We start from the raw sequence: 16,912 nt of genomic DNA on the forward strand, positions 1-16,912 counted from the left end.
GTGGGTGCCAACGTGATCGATGATATTGGCCGATATCATGTCACCTCACCGAAGGCGTGGGCTAGAACGCCGAGTGCATCCTTGCCGGCAAAGATGAAGTCCTGCACGCCAGCTGCACGCAGCTCGGCCTCAAGATCCCCGGGGTTACCGGCGAGATAGATATGGCGAGCACCCGCCGCCTGTAGCACGTTCGCCGCCGCCGCGGCATGAACGGGATATTGCTTGTCCGAGGAGCACAGACAAGCGATTGCCGCCCCCGTCGCCTTGAATGCGTTAGCTAAGGCTGCGGGATCGGCGAAGCCCTCGCCATGGACAGCCTCGATGCCCCCGGTTTCGAAGAAGCTCTTGGCGAAGCTCGCGCGTGCGGTGAAATCGGCGGACGTGCCGAGATTGGCGAGAAACACCTGCGGCCGCACACCGTTGTGGGCGAGCAGCTGATCGGATTTGTCGCGCAGCGCCTCGAACGGTTCGGCAAGGCGGATCGGCTCCAGCGGCGGAAACTTGATCTCGTTGTCGTCACGGCGTCTCGCGAAGATCGGCCTGGCCTTCAGCACCGCAGCGCGGGTTTCGTGCAGATTGGGGAACTCGCTAGTGCCGGTCAGGACATCGCTGCGCTTGCCGACAGCGGCTTGGCGCGCGGCGCCGGTAACTGCGACCTTCGACTGAATCAGATTGGCGCTAAGAGCGGCGAAGGCGCCGCCGGCTTTCTCGATCTCTTGGAACAGCGCCCATGCGGCGTCGCAGAATTCGCGTGTCAGCGTTTCGATGCCGCCAGCACCAGCGGCAGGATCGGTGACCTTGGCGAGATTGGCCTCTTCCAGCAGGATCAGCTGCGTGTTGCGCGCGATGCGGCGGGCGCCGGAATCCGGCAGGCCGAGCGCGAGCGTATGAGGCAGCACGCAAACCGAGTTGGCGCCAGCAAGCCCGGCGGAGAATGTCGCCATGGTGGCGCGCAGCATGTTCACCGCGGAATCGCGCTGGGTCATCATGCGCCATGCGGTTTCTGCGGCAATAAAGAGCGGCTTCGGCCTCACGCCACAACCTTCCTCGATACGCGCCCACAACAAGCGCAGAGAGCGAAATTTTGCCATCGTTAGAAACTGGTCGGCATCAGAGGCAAGGTGCGCATAGACCATGCGCCGCGCCATCTCCAGCGCAAAGCCGGCTCCGTCGAGCTTGCGCAGATAGGCCAGCATCACCGCCAATGTATAAGCGAGTTCCTGTACCTCCGAGCCGCCGGCATCATGGATGACGCGGCCATCGGCGACCATGAACGGGCCCCTAAAACCGTCATCGTCGAGCTTCCTCACCACATCGGTGACAGCAGGGGCGATCTCGTCGCGGTCGTGGACGCCCGCGCCCCACACCGCGCAGGCGCCGATGGGATCGAGGCCGAAACGGATGTCGCACTTTTTTGGATCGAAGCCCTGGACCTTGATGGCGTCGGCGAGCCAGGTCGCTGCCATGCGCAATTGCGGGCCGGCATGAAGTTCGAAGCCAACGCCGGCATCGGGATAGATGCCGTTGAGCAAAGTCGAGATGCTGTCCTGGTTGGCCGGCAGGCCGAAGCCGCGGGCGCCAATGGCTCCTTCAAGCACCAATGCGAGGCCGGTGGCGCCGTTTTCGAGATCGTGCAGCGCCTGCCCGTTCGACGCGGCGGCATCGGGATGATCGATCCGCTGCATGATCTGCCATGGTGCGGCAGCGGGGCGGCCGGCGATCGATTGCGCATCGGCCGCACGTTCATAGAGCGGATGGGTGGCAATGCCGTTATAGGTCTTGCCGATCAGCTTCTCAAACGGTGCACCTTTGAGCACGCCATCCACCAGCTTGCGCCACTGGGCAGCGTCGAAGTGGGCCCATTCCGGGCGCATAAATCTATCGTCACGATAGTTCATGCAAATTCAAGAATGAGCGCATCCACCGCCAGCGTTGCGCCAGCAGCGGCATGGATTTTCTTGACGGTGCCGTCGCGTTCGGCGCGAAGCACGTTCTGCATCTTCATCGCCTCCACAACGGCGAGGGTCTCGCCGGCCTTGACGTCCTGACCTTCGGTCACGGCAATCGAGACCACGAGGCCCGGCATCGGGCACAGCAGCTTCTTGCCGGTGTCGGCCTTGACGCCCACCGGCATCAGGCGCGCAGCGGTAGCCTCCGCTTCGGTGAAGACATTGACCGCGACTTCATAACCCTGATGCGCGATGCGGATGCCCGACGTCTGAGGGCGCACCTGCATGGCCACGTTGTGTCCGTCGATGGTGCCTTCCCAGACCGGCACGCCCGGCTTCCAGGACGACGAGAGCTTATGCGGCACACCCGTCTTGCCGTCAGCACCGACGAAGGCCACCGTCACGACATCGCCGTCACGGGCCACGTCGAGCGCGATCTCCTCGCGCTCCAGCCACACGGCGCGGCGACCCGCACGGGTCACCGGACGGCCGATCAACTGGCCGGAAATCTGCCGCTTGCGTTCGCCGTAGATGGAGTCGACGGCCGCGGCCACCGCGGCGATACGGCGGGCGACTTCGCCCTCCGGCGCCCTGGCGGCGAAGCCTTTCGGGAATTCCTCAGCGATGAAGCCGGTGGAGAGATTGCCCTCGCGCCAGCGCGGATGGCTCATCAGCGCCGACAGGAACGGAATGTTGTGTCTGATACCGTCGATATAGAAGGCGTCGAGCGCATGAGACTGCGCCTCGATGGCGGCGGCGCGCGACGGGGCGTGGGTGACAAGCTTGGCGATCATCGGATCGTAATAGATCGAGATCTCGCCGCCCTCCTGTACGCCGGTGTCGTTGCGCACGGTGATGTTGTCGGACTTGCTCTCGGCCGGCGGACGATATTTCACGAGACGACCGATCGACGGCAGGAAGTTGCGGAACGGATCTTCCGCATAGACGCGAGACTCCACGGCCCAGCCGGTCAGCGTGACGTCCTTCTGCGCAAGCTGCAGCTTCTCGCCGGCAGCGACACGGATCATCTGCTCGACGAGGTCGACGCCTGTGACCAGTTCGGTCACGGGATGTTCGACCTGCAGACGGGTATTCATTTCGAGGAAGTAGAAGCTCTTGTCCTGACCGGCGACGAATTCCACGGTGCCAGCGGAGTCGTAATTCACGGCCTTGGCCAGCGCCACGGCCTGCTCGCCCATCTTGCGACGGGTGGTCTCGTCGAGCAGCGGCGACGGCGCCTCCTCGATGACCTTCTGGTTGCGGCGCTGGATCGAGCATTCGCGCTCGCCGAGATAGATCACGTTGCCGTGCTTGTCGCCGAGCACCTGGATTTCGATGTGACGGGGATCGACGATAAACTTCTCGATGAAGACACGGTCGTCGCCGAACGACGACTTCGCCTCGGCCTTGGCGAGGTTGAAACCCTCGACCACTTCCGAAGTCGAATGCGCGATGCGCATGCCCTTGCCGCCGCCGCCAGCGGACGCCTTGATCATCACGGGATAGCCGATCTCGTCGGCGATCTTCACAGCATGCTTGTCATCCTCGATGACGCCGAGATAGCCCGGCACGGTGGAGACGTTGGCCTTGGCTGCCGCCTTCTTGGATTCAATCTTGTCGCCCATGGCGGCGATGGCGCCGGGATTGGGGCCGATGAACACGATACCGGCGGCCTCCAGCGCGCGTGGGAAGGCTTCTCGCTCGGACAAGAAGCCGTAGCCGGGATGCACCGCTTCGGCGCCGGCCTGCTTGCAGGCCTCGACGATCTTCTCGATCAGGAGATAGCTCTCGGCCGCGGCTGGAGGTCCGATGAACACGGCCTCGTCGGCCATCTCGACATGCAGCGCATCGCGATCGGCTTCAGAATAGACGGCGACGGTCTTGATACCCATCTTGCGGGCGGACTTGATGACCCGGCAGGCGATCTCGCCGCGATTGGCGATCAGAATCTTCTTGAACACTTGTGGCCTCACAACGGCATGTTGTCGTGCTTCTTCATCGGCACTTCGAGATGCTTGTCCTTCAGCATCGCCAGCGCACGGGCGATGCGCTTGCGGGTGGAGTGCGGCATGATCACGTCGTCGATATAGCCGCGTTCGGCGGCCACAAACGGCGACAGGAAGCGGTCTTCATATTCCTTGGTGCGCGCGGCGATCTTGTCGGCGTCGCCGATGTCCTGGCGGAAGATGATCTCCACCGCGCCCTTGGCGCCCATGACGGCGATCTGCGCCGTCGGCCAGGCATAGTTCATGTCGGCACCGATTTCCTTCGAGGCCATCACGTCGAAGGCACCGCCATAGGCCTTGCGGGTGATCACGGTCACCAGGAGGACGGTGCACTGGCTGTAGGCGAACAGCAGCTTGGCGCCGTGCTTGATGAGGCCGCCATATTCCTGCGCGGTGCCCGGCAGGAAGCCCGGCACGTCCACGAAGGTGACGATCGGGATGTTGAAGGCGTCGCAGAAGCGCACGAAGCGCGCGGCCTTGCGCGAGGCGTCACTGTCGAGCACGCCGGCCAGCACCATCGGCTGGTTGGCGACGAAGCCGACGGTCTTGCCGGCGATGCGGCCAAAACCGGTGACGATGTTCTTGGCAAAGGTCTCGGCGATCTCGAAGAAATCGCCCTCGTCTACGACCTTCAGGATCAGCTCCTTCATGTCGTAGGGCTTGTTCGGATTGTCGGGGATCAGCGTGTCCAGCGACAGGTCGGTACGCTCGATATCGTCGAAGCTCGGCCATTCCGGCACGCCTTCGGTGTTGTTGGCCGGCAGGAAGTCGATCAGCCGGCGCATCTGCAACAGCGTCTCGACGTCGTTCTCGAACGCGCCGTCGGCGATCGAGGATTTCGTGGCGTGCACGCTGGCGCCGCCGAGTTCTTCGGCGGTGACGACTTCGTTGGTGACGGTCTTCACCACGTCGGGGCCGGTGACGAACATGTAGCTGGTGTTTTTCACCATGAAGATGAAGTCGGTCATGGCCGGCGAATAGACGTCACCACCGGCGCAGGGTCCCATGATGACCGAGATCTGCGGGATCACGCCGGACGCCTGGACGTTGCGGCGGAACACGTAGGAGTAACCCGCGAGCGCCGCGACACCCTCCTGGATGCGCGCGCCACCGGCGTCATAGAGACCGATGATCGGCGCCCGCGCCTTCATCGCCATATCCTGCAGCTTGGTGATCTTGAGCGCGTGGGTCTCGGACAGCGAGCCACCGAACACGGTGAAATCCTTGGCGAAGACGAAGGTCTTGCGGCCGTTCACGGTGCCCCAGCCGGTGACGACGCCGTCGCCGGGAATCCTGGACTTTTCCATGCCAAATTCCACGGAGCGGTGTTCGACGAACATGTCGAATTCCTCGAACGACCCCTTGTCGAGCAAAAGCTCAATGCGCTCGCGGGCGGTCAGCTTGCCCTTGCTGTGTTGCGACTCGATGCGCTTCTCGCCGCCGCCGAGCTTGGCGCCGGCACGGCGCGCTGCGAGTGATTCCATGGTCGTCGTCAATCGCCGCTCCACGCTGTTCCGGTTTGCAAGATCTGAGCGTGCCGCACTACTTCAGCGAGAACGTCAGGAACAGAGTTGAACGGGCGCATATGAGCATGTTATGAAATTGCGAATTGCAATTTGCGAATTTGCGAATGGTGGGCAAACTTTTCATCGGCCGAAAGGTCCGCGAGATTCGGGAAAGCCGGCGGCTCAGCCAGTCCGCATTTGCGGAGCGGCTTGGGATTTCCACGAGCTATCTCAACCAGATCGAAAACAACCAACGGCCGGTCTCCGCCTCGGTCCTGGTTCTGCTGGCGGAGCGTTTTCAGATCGACCTCGACGCATTTTCGCTCAACGACAGCGACAGAATTCTGTCGATGCTCACCGAAGCATTGGCGGATCCGGTCTTTGCCTCCTACAATCCCAGCATTCATGAGCTGAAATTGGTCGCGCAAAATGCGCCCGGTTTCGCGCAGGCTTTGCTCAATTCGCACCGGGCCTATAAGCGAAACAGCGAACAGCTGGCCAGTATCGACGGACAATCCGCAAATGGCGCCGGCGAACCGACCGCTTATGAGGAAATCCGCGACTTCTTCCACCTAGTGGACAATTACGTCCATGATCTCGATATGGCGGCCGAGGCACTTGCCGACCGTCTGGGCATTCCTGATGAGAACGTTACACAAGCCCTGGTCGACCATCTGGCATCCCACCACAATGTTCAAATCCGGCGAGGCGCTCCTCACGAGACCTCGCAGCGACGCTTCGACCGCGCGTCCCGGACGCTATTTCTGAGCCCCTATCTTCCGGCACCGACCCGCAATTTCCAGATCGCACTCCAGATTGCAGTTCTCGAAGAGGAAGAGCGGATCAGCGAGATCGTCGGCAAAGCCACCTTCCGGTCGGCAGATGCGCGCAATGTCTGTGCGGCCGGCCTTCTCAACTATTTTGCGGGCGCGCTTCTGCTCCCCTATCGCCGGTTCCTGCAAGCCGCCAAGGAGCTCCGGCACGATCTCGAACTGATCGCAATCCGGTTCGACGCCAGCCTAGAGCAGGTGGGCCACCGCCTTTCCACATTGCAGCGCCCGGGCCATAAGGGCGTGCCCGTGTTCTTTGCGCGGGTGGACCGCGCCGGCAACATCACCAAGCGCCATAGCGCCGCCAAATTGCAATTCGCACGCTATGGCGCTGCCTGCCCGCTCTGGAACGCCCACCAGGCCTTCGAGACGCCGAGCCAGATCATCAGGCAGCTCGCCGAGACGCCGGACGGCGTCCGCTTCTTATGCGTAGCCACGGAATTATCGAAAGCACGTGGAGGATTCGAAGCCCCGCGTCCACGCTATGCGATCGCCCTTGGATGCGAAATTTCTTATGCGAAGGACTTCGTCTATGCGGATGGGCTCGACCTCACTAACAGGGCCGCGTACGACCCGATCGGCATCTCGTGCCGGATCTGCGAGCGGGTGAGTTGCTCGCAGCGTGCCGTTCCCCCGCTCAAAAGCAAACTGTCAATCGATCCTGATGTCAGGGATATTCTACCGTATCGGATCGTGCACGGTCCCGAGAGCTGATTGATGATCAGCCTATTGGCTCGCCGACACTGCGAGGTTTGCGCAAGCGTTCACGCCTAACCGGCAACTATACTGCGCATCGAATATGCAAAAAATGGCTCGAAACTAAGCAATCAGCCAATCGACCGCAATGCACAAAAATGACTTTGACTGTTTTTCGACACAAGTCGGCATTTTGTCGAAATTCCATCGGCGCGCCTGAGGTTACCATTTGTCATTCGGTTGTCACTCGGCCTCATAACGCGAGAAGCCGGTCCGGATTGAAAACTGTTAGTTTTGGGAGACACGCGATGATGACGACCTCTCTCGACAGGATAGACATCAAGATTCTGAACGAACTTCAGCAGAACGCGAGCTTGACCAATGTCGAACTCGCGTCGCGCGTCAATCTTTCACCGTCGCCATGTCTCGCACGCGTCAAGACGCTCGAAAAACTCGGCGTGATCGACCGCCGTATCGCCATTCTCGATCCTGCATTACTTGGCATCGCAGTGACCGCGTTCATCCAGATTAAACTCGAAAAGCAGGTCCAGACCTCGCTGGAAGCGTTTACACGGGTCATCGATCGCCTGGCGCAGGTCATGGAATGTTATCTGATGACGGGCGACAGCGACTACATGCTGCGTGTCATGGTGTCCGACATCGAAGATCTCGAGGATCTCATCGTCAACAAGCTTTCACGTATTCCCGGCGTTTCCAGCATTCGATCCAATCTCGCGCTCAAACGCATTTCCCACAAGACTGTTCTGCCGCTCGATACCAATCATCCGGTTGTCGTGAAGGTATGCCGCAGCTCATCCCGCTCTCTTGAGCGAACGACGAAACCTCGATGCGACGCAACGAGTTCATCGCTATCGGATGCGCCAGTCGGCATCGATGCCCGTTACCCCAGCTATTGCGCGGGAAGGCTATGAAGCGATCGTGACAACCATCTTGGATGGCCTCGATCCATGCTTGAATAGGCGTGTGTGATCTCGCAGGCGCCATATGCGGATCCAGCTGCTTGACCACCGAACTATCGTTCCAACATCGTCGCGGGTGAGATCTTTCAATGGCGACATCAGTCAACACGGTACTGCGCGCCTTTGCCGAAGGCGAGATCATCGTCGTGACCGACGACGATGACCGCGAGGGCGAGGGCGATCTTGTCGTTGCCGCATCCCTCTGTACGGCCGAAAAGATGGCATTCATCATCCGGCATACATCGGGAATCGTCTGCGCGCCGATTACGGCCGACCACGCGAGGCGTCTGCGCCTTGACCCCATGGTCGTGAACAACGACTCAGCGCATACGACTGCTTTTACCGTATCGGTGGACTACCGGCCGGATGATGGGACGGGTATCTCAGCTGAGGAGCGGGCGTCATGCTGCCGCGCGCTCGCTAATCTTAATGCCGGCGCCAGCGATTTTTCCCGGCCCGGCCACGTCTTTCCGCTGATCGCGAAAGAGGGAGGTGTGCTTATGCGATCGGGCCACACCGAAGCCGCTGTCGATCTGTGCAAACTAGCTAAACTCGAACCGGTCGGCGTGATCAGCGAGCTGATGAATGACGATGGCTCGGTCATGAAGGGAGTGCAGGTCGCGGCATTTGCCGAGAGGCACAGACTGAAACGTGTCACCATCGCTGATCTGATCCGCTTCAGGCAAGCCCGCGAGACGCTAATCGAACGCGTATCGAGCGTCACCGCGGACAGCCCAATCGGCCCGTTGCAGGGCTATTCCTATCGCTCTCCGTTCGATCCCATCCATCATGTCGCTTACGTCTATGGCGATATCGGCGACGGCACCAACGTCCTCACGCGCTTCTACAAGCCGAACATCCTGCGCGACCTATTTTCGGGTCAGGAACAGGCGAAGATGAATGTCGTCCTGCATCGCTTCAAGGATAATGGCAGCGGCGTGCTTGTCTATCTGCGCGATGGCGCAGCGGGCGTCCCCCCGGCGCCGCTGGCGTCGGCCTCATCGCAAGAGGATGATCGCAACAGGCAGTGGCGCGAAATTGGTGTGGGCGCCCAGATCCTGCGCGATCTGAGGATCACGTCCATCCGTCATCTTACCTCCTCAACCCATCACTTCAGGGGATTGTCGGGCTTCGGCATCGAGATCGTCCGGAACGAGTCGCTCTGATTGCACGAATTCGGTCGTGGCGAACATCCCGATGATTACATCAGAAGCCCCAGGCATCCGGCGAGGCCGGCAGCATACCACCAGCCAGGTGCACGCGAAGGTGCCGCGTCTGATCGGCCCCGCGGTCGGAGAAGTAGCGGGCTGGCGACTTTCCGAGCGCCTTCTTAAACATGGTGATGAAAGCGCTCACCGACTCATAACCTAAAGCGCCTGATACGGACTGAACCGTGTCTCCAGCAGACAGTTTCTGGATGGCGACGATGATCTGAAGCTGTTGGCGCCAGCGGCTGAAGGTCATGCCTGTTTCGGTGACCACGAGACGCATCAGCGTCCGCTCGCCGAGCGCCGCTGCTTCCGCCCATTCCGCCACGGTCCGGCGATCGGCGGGATCGTCTATCAAGGCGTCGGCTATGAAGCGTAGTTTTGAATGACGCGTGATTGGCAGATGCAGCCTTTCGGTCGGCAGGGCGATCAGTTCGTTCAGGAGCACCGCCGCGATCTGAGCGAGGGGCCCCTGCGGATCGTAAAGCGGCGGCAGCGTCGCCATGCGGAGGATCAGTTCATGCAGCAGCGGCGTGATCGAGAGGGTGCAGCATTCTTGCGGCAGGCCCGCGGCTTCCATGTCCACATAGAGAAAGAGCAGGCTGGCATTTGCGGTGACCCGGTTGCTGTGCGGCATGCCGCCCGGGATCCAGACGCCGCAGCGCGGTGGGACCATCCACAGCCCGCTCGGTACCTCGCAGGTCACTCCGCCGCGCTGCGCGAGGACGAGCTGCCCCTTGCGGTGGGTATGAACCGGTAGCTCGTCCTCTTTCTCCTGCGTATCCACCATCCTCGCCACGATTGGACGGTCCAGACTATCAGGGTCGAATAGACGGTAGTGCTGATGAAGCGTCCCGCGCATTGTCATACCTTAGCAATTAATTGGCAGAGTATCGAAATTCGCGCGACACAGCAATGCCTATGGTCTGGATGCTTGCTCCACGGAAGCTCAGGACCATGCCAAAATCACTTCTGTCTCGGATTCTCCCCGTCGCACCGCTGGGCCAACTCGACCCCAAATGGGCGTTGTTCTCGGCGAATTCGTTCATAGCGGCGATGCTTGCGATCTATCTCGCCTTTCGCCTCGGCCTGCAGCGTCCTTATTGGGCGATGCTCACCGTCTATCTAACCGCGCAGCCCTTCGCTGGAGCGGTTCGGTCGCGCGCCGCCTATCGCTTTCTCGGAACCTTGCTTGGCGCTTGCGCCGCTCTAGCGCTGGTACCGGTGCTGGTCGATCAGCCGGCACTGTTGTCGGTCGCGGTCACCGCCTTTGCTGGACTGTGCCTTTACATCTCCCTGCAGGACCGCACCCCACGCAGTTATGTCTTCCTGCTGGCCGGCTACACCGCGACCACCGTCGCCTTTTCCAGCGTGAACGCGCCGGCCATGGTGTTCGATACCGCGCTGTCGCGGGTCGAGGAAATCCTGCTCGGGATCAGCTGCGCGACGCTGGTGCATACGCTGCTTTTCCCGAGCGATGTCACGCGCCCCGTTCTAAAGTTGTTGCGCGACGCCGTCGCCGACGCCTTCGCACTGACAAGCGAGGTGCTGTCCGCGCGCGCCAGCAACGTTCCGGATCCGGGTCGTTGGAAACTGGCTGCCGACATCACCCAGCTCGACATCCTGTCGACGCATCTGCGCTACGACACCGCCGCAAGAAAGCCGGAGCCGCGCGCCATCAGCGCCGTCCAGAACCAGCTCGCACTGGTGTTGCCGATGCTGCTGGCGGTCGAGGACAGCCTCGCGGCCATGGGCGAGCTGCGCTCGGCCGAATTGAACGGCCTGCTGGCAGACCTCGCCGACTGGGCACGAGATCCGGATCGATCCTTGGTGGATGCGAAAGACCTGATCGCCAGATGCGAAAGATTCGGAGCAGTCGCGAGCGGCGATACCAAGATTTGGGATCGCCTTCTTGAAGCCAGCACGGTCACCAGACTGGCCACCTTGATCGATGCGCTCGCCTCCGCCAATAGCATTTCCGCAGCACTGCACGGCACTTCGCCGGCCTCCGCGCGAAAAAACAGAGCCCAATGTCCGCATGCCAAAGCACGCCGGCATCTGCATCGCGATCCCGGTCTCGCCGCTTTGTCGGTGGCTGCTCTCTTCATCGCCGTGGCGGGCTGCTGCGCAGTCTGGATTGCGACGGCATGGCCAGAAGGAGGCGTCGCCGCACAGATCGCCGCGATCGCCGCGGCGCTTTACAGCAGCCTCGACGACCCCGCCCCGACATTGATCTCGTACGCGCTCTGGACGCTGGCCTGCCTGCCGATCGCCGCCATCTATTTATTCCTGATCTTCCCGGCCATTACGGGCTTTCCAATGCTGGTGTTCTCGCTAGCGCCAACCTTCCTCGTCATCGGCTATCTGCAAGCGAACCCCCGCCATTTCATCAAGGCACTGGCGCTGGGCCTCGGCCTGATCAGCGCGCTCGATCTGCAAAATAAATTCAGCGCCGATCTCGCCGTATTCATCAACGGCAATGCAGCTGCGCTGATCGGGCTCATGGCAGCGTTCCTCGCCATACGCTGGCTGCGTTCGCTATCGGCATCACGTGCAGCGCAACGTCTGCTGCGCCTTGGCTGGGCCGACCTGGCTAGGCTGGCCACCGCACGCCGGCCGATGAGCCGCGCGCGATGGGTCGGCATTATGTTCGATCGCTTCGGACTGATCATCCCCCGCCTGGTCGCCACCGGCGCCGACATCGGAGCGGAAACGCCCCGTTCGCTGGCCGCGTTGCAGATCGGCCTCGACCTGATGGCTCTGAAGCAATCCGCCGTCGAGGACATGCACGGCGACCACGAACTTTCGCGGCTTATGCCCATGCTGTCGCACTCATTCCGCTGGCTTGCACGCGGCAATGCGGAACTGAGGCCCGATGACGCGCACGCCCTCCTGACAGCGATCGACAGCGCGCTGAGCGTCCAGGCCGGCGAACGTACAGACCTCCAAAAGCGGCAGGTCGCGCTGACGGGCCTGCGCCGCACGCTGTTTCCACATGCCCACGCTCTCTCATCCAGCGAGGTCATTCGATGAACGAGGAAATCTCCATTGCAGGCGTCTATGTACCGACCTTCGCTCTGGCCTGTGTTTGTGCGCTTGCTATCTGCTTCGCGACTTCCGCGACGATCCGCAGACTAGCGCTCACTGATGTCCGGAAATTTGCCTGGCACCCGGCGCTGTTCGACTTCGCCATCTTCGTGATCCTGATCAACATCTCCTACTCCGTTCTGGGAAAGCTGCCGTCATGAGGACAATTGGTTCATTTCTTCCACGAATTTTGCTCACCACTTTGGCGATGGGTGTGGCGGTGCCAATCGGCGTCGGCATGTGGGAGCACTATGAGAATGCTCCTTGGACCCGGGACGGCCGCGTTCGCGCCGACATCATCGCCGTGGCGCCCGATGTGTCCGGTCTCGTCGAAGAGGTGCTGATCCAGGACAATCACCTCGTCCGCAAGGGCGATATAATGCTGCGACTGGACACCGAACGTTTCCGCCTTGCCGTCCGGCAGGCAGAGGCCGCCCTGGCGAACCGCGAAGCCGCCGCCGAGAAGGCGGCCAGCGATCGTGCACGCTACGAAAAACTGAGCGAAGGCGTCGTGTCGCAGCAACAGCGCGAGACGATCCGCGCGGCGGACTTGCAGGCCAAGGCGACCTATAGTCAGGCCGTCGCCGACCTCGACATCGCGCGCCTCAATCTTAACCGCTCGGAAATCCGCGCGCCCATGAATGGCCGCGTCTCCAATTTCGATTTGCGGCCGGGCGCCTATCTGGCCGCCGGGCGCGGCATCATGGCTTTGATCGACACCGACACTGTGCGCGTCGAAGGCTATTTCGAAGAAACCAAACTGCCCCGCATCCATGTCGACGACGCCGTCGATGTAAGGTTGATGGGCGGAGCGGTCCTGGCCGGGCAGGTCGAAAGTATCGCCGGTGGCATCGAGGACCGGGACAGGAGTTCGGGGGCAAGCCTGCTTGCCAGCGTCAATCCGACCTTCTCATGGGTCAGGCTCGCACAGCGCATTCCGGTCCGGATCCGTATCAAGAGCGAAGATCGCGAAGGTTTGGTCGTCGGAATGACCGCTACTGTACAGGTGAGGGACCAAAGAATGCGGTCAAAGCAGAGCGCGAGCTTTGATATTCGCTCGTTAATCGGCGAACAGCTTTGACCTTTCATCAAAATCAGCGGACAGGCCGCACTCTTAGAAAATACGGAGATGCTATGCTATCCAATGCCCCTCATCGCGGCGCCCCGTGCAGGCGGAAATCGGCATCTCCGAACTGACTCTCGTTCATCGTGAGCCGTCTGAAGCCCCCCGGATCCTGCAGTCGAGCTGACTCGCAAGCGCACTAAAGATCACGCAAGCAGTTGATAGCGCAAATTCTGTGACCAGATTAGGCGTACTAGTCCATCCGGACGGCTTATCGTGGTCGGCGCAATACGGCAGCGCGATAAAGTCTAGGGTACTGTGGGGACGTGGCTATATCCCGAGGGCACCGCGAAAGCTCGAAGCCCAGCCACCGGTGAGCCAATGATCACCGTTAAGTAGCGAGCAAACTCTCCTGCGAATGGCGCGACAGGAGGGCCAAGCGATGGCACGCATATGCGGAGACCATTACCTGGTGCGGCACCCTGCTTTTGCAGGGACTGGTCCAGCTATGCCTTCACGATGGGTATGGGTAAGGACAAGAGAAAAAGGGCAAAGGAAACACACAAAAGAGGCTAGAGATTAGATGTTTAGCCGGCATCCCGCCGCCGGATTTCTCGAATGACGAATTCCCCGCCGAAGCCGGCGTTTACATTTCTGAAATGACGATACGCGGATTTGGCGGTGCGATCTCGCGCGGAGTGATCGTCAGGATGCCATCCGGCCCATCTTCCCAAGCCAAATGGAAGTCAGGCAGTTGATTTGCGGCTGCGAGCTTCCCAAGCTTATGCCGGAACTGCGAAAGGCCGTCGTTGCTGCCTAACTTCGCCCAAAGCCTCGAGGTACCAATTCGCCAAGAAGACTGGTGGCCGAGGTGCTTCCTAGCCACGAGATAGATCGCTCGGCTAAGGCCTCGCAATTCGAAGTAGGTTTGCGATACTTTTAGGAGCGTCGATGACCGAGCCCCTTCCACAATCCAGGCCGGTAAGGCGACAGCCCGAGTAGCATGATTCCGGGAGCGCGCGTGGTCGCTGGCGCGGGCCTAGCTTGGCGCGATCGAACGATCTCTGCGACATAAGTCGATATCCACCTAACTAAAACCCAGCGGCCTCAACTTAACGCTTTCGATATGAAGGTCCGAAATACATTGCGAGTTCGCAGCTGGTTCGGCAGAAGTCCTCAACACCTCACTCCCTCCGATTATCGGGCGCAATCCGCCGCACGCTCATGGCTTTCCGCAATTGTGCGCGGCATCTGCACCGGCGCGCTGCACGACGAGACCCGACCGGCCCGCTCGCGAGATTGGCAGTGAAGCAACGAGCTCCGGCGACCAGGCCCACGACGAACTGCCTGAATCCGAGCTCGGACGCAGCCTGACCCAGTTCCACGGATGCCCTTGATAATGCCGTCGGTGTACATCTACGCGCGATGTACTAGTAGTATCGCACGATCGGGCGGTCCTGCTCGGTTGTGTCGTTGCCTAGGTCGAGAAAGACTTTATCGACGTAGCACCAGCCCCAACCTTCCGGCTAACGCGAACATGTGCGATCCTTGGCCATGCCACTCGTTACTGGCTTTGGTCGGTAGGCATGGCAGCAAAAGAGAGCCGCTGATCTTGAGACTTTCGGTCGGATATGACGACAATTGCGAACCAAAATCCCCGGAGTCAGAGGCATCGAAGCGCGGCGTATCGGACGATCGGCCACGGCTTTCGCCTCTTAGTCGGTATTAAACGTATAGGCCGCTTGCAGGAAGCCGCCATAGCGCTCGGTGCGGACCGGCAGGGTCTGACAGGGACATGGCGTGCCGAAGAAATTGGTCTTGGCATCCTCGGTGGCCCACATCGCCCAATAGCGCGCGCCTGCACCGACGGAGAATGACGGCGTCACATAATAAGAGAGGATCGTTTCCAGCTGCACGCCCCTGCCTTCGCCGCTCTCCGGCGAGCGGGTATCATATGCGTTGCGCAACACGTGGTCGTCGACGCCCGAAAAGCGAACATAAGGCAGATATGCCGCATCGCCGGTGAGTTTAAGCCGATCGTTCAGCATGACGACTCCGTTAAGGCCGACTCGCAACGAATGCCACGTATCGTCCTCCGTGATCGCCAGCGTCGATCCAGGGATCGCCGGCACACAAGGTGCCGCGACGGTCGCATTGGCGATCTGCGTGCAGCCATAGGCCGATTTGTTCTCACGATAATAATTGTAGCCGATGAACGGGCCCACATTGACTCCTGGGCCGCGGATAAACGCATAGCCGACATCGACTGTGGCATAGGCGAGGCTGCCCTGCACGGGGTCCGACAGCGTGTTCGAATAGGGAACACCGTAGCCGGGCATCCAGTCCTCGTCGTTCATCTTGCCGCTTAGCAACTTACCGCCGCCGATGAAGCCCTTGAGGAAGAAATCGGCCAGGCCATCGACACGACCGAACACTTCGCCGGAGACCGCCGGACTCTCATAAGTGAGTCGCGAGTTCAGGATGTTCTGCTGTGCCGGATCGGTGCCTGCACCGAGGTCCTTCTGAAAACGACCCGACGAATACCAGACGCGTCCGCCGATCTCGATGTCGCCGCGCATGCTCGGATCTTCAACACTTTGCGAGCCGCGCAGATGCATGTTCTCGGCATCGTCCCACCGCGCATCGGTATCGCCGCCGAACTTCATGTTCAGCCCGACTTTGACAGTCTGGATGTTCTGCGAAACGCTAGTGCTGCCTGGTGGCGTCGTCCCATAGAGCGCAAAAGGCGGAAACGGCTGGAAATAGCTGCCGGGCGTCGACATGTCGAAGCTGTTGAAACCGGCATAGTCGTATTCCACCTTCACCGACCAAGCTGGTGCCACCGCCCGTTCGATGCCGACGCCTGCGGTCCAGCCCCATTGGCTGTTCTTTGTGCCGGTCGAGAGGTCGATCGGGTTGGTATTGATATCAATCTGCTGATTGAGCCAGGCGACGCCACCTTTGGCATAGAGCAAGGTGCGTCCGGCCTCGCCAGTCGCCAAGCCAACGCGCCCTGTTACGGTGCCCAGCGCGTTCTGCCGCACGCGGCAATTGGCCGACAGGAAATAGCCGGATGACGCAAGGCACGTATTGGTGCCGTTGGAGCTGACTGCGCTAATATCGGCCTCGACGCTGAGCACCAGATTCCGAGTCGGCTGAAAATTAAAGCCTACCTGCGCGCCTCCCAAAGCCGTCGGCGTTCTGACATCGCCGCCATAAACGGCCGGGCCATTGCTATCTGTAAATCTGGATTGTCCCAATCCGCCGCCGATATGGACGCCGAGATAAGGTCCGGCCCATGTCCAAACCGCGAGGGGATAAGGCTGACCGTATTCCGGCAAATCCGCAGCGACCGCCTGGCTTGCGCCAAGCAGCAGAGAAGCGACGACAACAGATACTCTGGTCATGTACCCCACTCGAGCACCGCATCAAGATTGGGCGCAGCTTCGGCGAGATTCGTTAAATTTCTCCTTTTACGTTTCGCTAACTGTGTTTTTTAGCAAGGCGTCAACCGGAAGCCGGAACCGCTGTTTTGGTCAGATCGTCTCGGCGTGGCAGCCGGTATCTGTGCAACGTTATTACAAAAAG

The 16,912-nt window shown here is 60.7% G+C and carries 11 protein-coding genes and 2 pseudogenes; 6 read left to right on the forward strand and 7 right to left on the reverse strand.

Annotation, left to right across the window (positions count from 1 at the left end):
• Positions 1–35 precede the first annotated feature (35 nt).
• The 3 genes from AB7828_RS15320 to AB7828_RS15330 are packed head-to-tail and all read right to left on the reverse strand — an operon-like array spanning position 36 to position 5,439.
• Entirely contained in the window at positions 36–1,898 is a 1,863-nt protein-coding gene (locus AB7828_RS15320) for a methylmalonyl-CoA mutase family protein (RefSeq protein ID WP_441230500.1), read from the reverse strand.
• Positions 1,895–3,910 (reverse strand): acetyl-CoA carboxylase biotin carboxylase subunit, encoded by a 2,016-nt coding sequence (locus tag AB7828_RS15325; protein ID WP_441230501.1) that lies wholly within the window; start codon positions 3,908–3,910, stop codon positions 1,895–1,897. Before AB7828_RS15325 ends, AB7828_RS15320 begins: the two co-directional genes overlap by 4 nt.
• Positions 3,911–3,918: 8 nt before the next feature.
• Positions 3,919–5,439, reverse strand: coding sequence for an acyl-CoA carboxylase subunit beta (locus tag AB7828_RS15330; RefSeq protein ID WP_441230502.1), 1,521 nt, complete (start codon positions 5,437–5,439; stop codon positions 3,919–3,921).
• 146 nt (positions 5,440–5,585) lie between these two features.
• Between AB7828_RS15330 and AB7828_RS15335 the strand changes: the two genes are divergently transcribed.
• The 3 genes from AB7828_RS15335 (at position 5,586) to ribB (ending at position 9,132) form a co-directional block, all read left to right on the forward strand.
• Entirely contained in the window at positions 5,586–7,004 is a 1,419-nt protein-coding gene (locus tag AB7828_RS15335; RefSeq protein WP_120286943.1) for a helix-turn-helix transcriptional regulator, read from the forward strand.
• Positions 7,005–7,294: 290 nt separating this feature from the next.
• Positions 7,295–7,918, forward strand: coding sequence for an Lrp/AsnC family transcriptional regulator (locus AB7828_RS15340; RefSeq protein WP_120286944.1), 624 nt, complete (start codon positions 7,295–7,297; stop codon positions 7,916–7,918).
• Between the two features lie 137 nt (positions 7,919–8,055).
• Complete coding sequence (gene ribB, locus AB7828_RS15345; RefSeq protein ID WP_120286945.1) at positions 8,056–9,132, forward strand: 3,4-dihydroxy-2-butanone-4-phosphate synthase; 1,077 nt, start codon at positions 8,056–8,058, stop codon at positions 9,130–9,132.
• Between the two features lie 40 nt (positions 9,133–9,172).
• Here the strand turns inward: ribB and AB7828_RS15350 are convergent, their stop codons facing one another.
• Positions 9,173–10,036: an AraC family transcriptional regulator gene (locus tag AB7828_RS15350; protein ID WP_120287974.1), complete on the reverse strand. Its 864-nt coding sequence runs from the start codon at positions 10,034–10,036 to the stop codon at positions 9,173–9,175.
• Positions 10,037–10,131: 95 nt separating this feature from the next.
• On the opposite strand from AB7828_RS15350, the gene AB7828_RS15355 reads away from it, so the two are divergent.
• From AB7828_RS15355 to AB7828_RS15365, 3 genes are read left to right on the forward strand one after another with little or no spacing between them, the layout of a single operon-like run.
• Positions 10,132–12,207 (forward strand): FUSC family protein, encoded by a 2,076-nt coding sequence (locus tag AB7828_RS15355; RefSeq protein ID WP_441230503.1) that lies wholly within the window; start codon positions 10,132–10,134, stop codon positions 12,205–12,207.
• Complete coding sequence (locus AB7828_RS15360) at positions 12,204–12,422, forward strand: DUF1656 domain-containing protein (RefSeq protein WP_441230504.1); 219 nt, start codon at positions 12,204–12,206, stop codon at positions 12,420–12,422. Before AB7828_RS15355 ends, AB7828_RS15360 begins: the two co-directional genes overlap by 4 nt.
• A 47-nt stretch (positions 12,423–12,469) precedes the next feature.
• Positions 12,470–13,342: an efflux RND transporter periplasmic adaptor subunit gene (locus AB7828_RS15365; RefSeq protein ID WP_441232246.1), complete on the forward strand. Its 873-nt coding sequence runs from the start codon at positions 12,470–12,472 to the stop codon at positions 13,340–13,342.
• A gap of 628 nt (positions 13,343–13,970) precedes the next feature.
• Here AB7828_RS15365 and AB7828_RS15370 read toward each other — a convergent pair.
• The 3 genes and pseudogenes from AB7828_RS15370 to AB7828_RS15380 form a co-directional block, all read right to left on the reverse strand.
• Positions 13,971–14,306 (reverse strand): annotated as a pseudogene (locus AB7828_RS15370) (replication initiator protein A); the annotation flags it as partial.
• Between the two features lie 448 nt (positions 14,307–14,754).
• Positions 14,755–14,850, reverse strand: a pseudogene (locus tag AB7828_RS15375) (UBP-type zinc finger domain-containing protein); the annotation flags it as partial.
• Positions 14,851–15,039: 189 nt separating this feature from the next.
• Entirely contained in the window at positions 15,040–16,731 is a 1,692-nt protein-coding gene (locus AB7828_RS15380; RefSeq protein ID WP_441230505.1) for an outer membrane beta-barrel protein, read from the reverse strand.
• Positions 16,732–16,912: the final 181 nt, after the last annotated feature.

Source organism: Tardiphaga sp. 215_C5_N2_1 (assembly GCF_052076055.1).
Taxonomy (GTDB): domain Bacteria; phylum Pseudomonadota; class Alphaproteobacteria; order Rhizobiales; family Xanthobacteraceae; genus Tardiphaga; species Tardiphaga robiniae.

Coding starts and splice junctions, on each gene's coding strand:
- AB7828_RS15360 (WP_441230504.1), top strand. CDS start 12,204: ATGAACGAGGAAATCTCCATTGCAGGCGTCTATGTACCGACCTTCGCT.
- AB7828_RS15335 (WP_120286943.1), top strand. CDS start 5,586: ATGGTGGGCAAACTTTTCATCGGCCGAAAGGTCCGCGAGATTCGGGAA.
- AB7828_RS15320 (WP_441230500.1), bottom strand. CDS start 1,898: ATGAACTATCGTGACGATAGATTTATGCGCCCGGAATGGGCCCACTTC.
- AB7828_RS15330 (WP_441230502.1), bottom strand. CDS start 5,439: ATGGAATCACTCGCAGCGCGCCGTGCCGGCGCCAAGCTCGGCGGCGGC.
- AB7828_RS15350 (WP_120287974.1), bottom strand. CDS start 10,036: ATGCGCGGGACGCTTCATCAGCACTACCGTCTATTCGACCCTGATAGT.
- AB7828_RS15365 (WP_441232246.1), top strand. CDS start 12,470: ATGGGTGTGGCGGTGCCAATCGGCGTCGGCATGTGGGAGCACTATGAG.
- ribB (WP_120286945.1), top strand. CDS start 8,056: ATGGCGACATCAGTCAACACGGTACTGCGCGCCTTTGCCGAAGGCGAG.
- AB7828_RS15355 (WP_441230503.1), top strand. CDS start 10,132: ATGCCAAAATCACTTCTGTCTCGGATTCTCCCCGTCGCACCGCTGGGC.
- AB7828_RS15380 (WP_441230505.1), bottom strand. CDS start 16,731: ATGACCAGAGTATCTGTTGTCGTCGCTTCTCTGCTGCTTGGCGCAAGC.
- AB7828_RS15340 (WP_120286944.1), top strand. CDS start 7,295: ATGATGACGACCTCTCTCGACAGGATAGACATCAAGATTCTGAACGAA.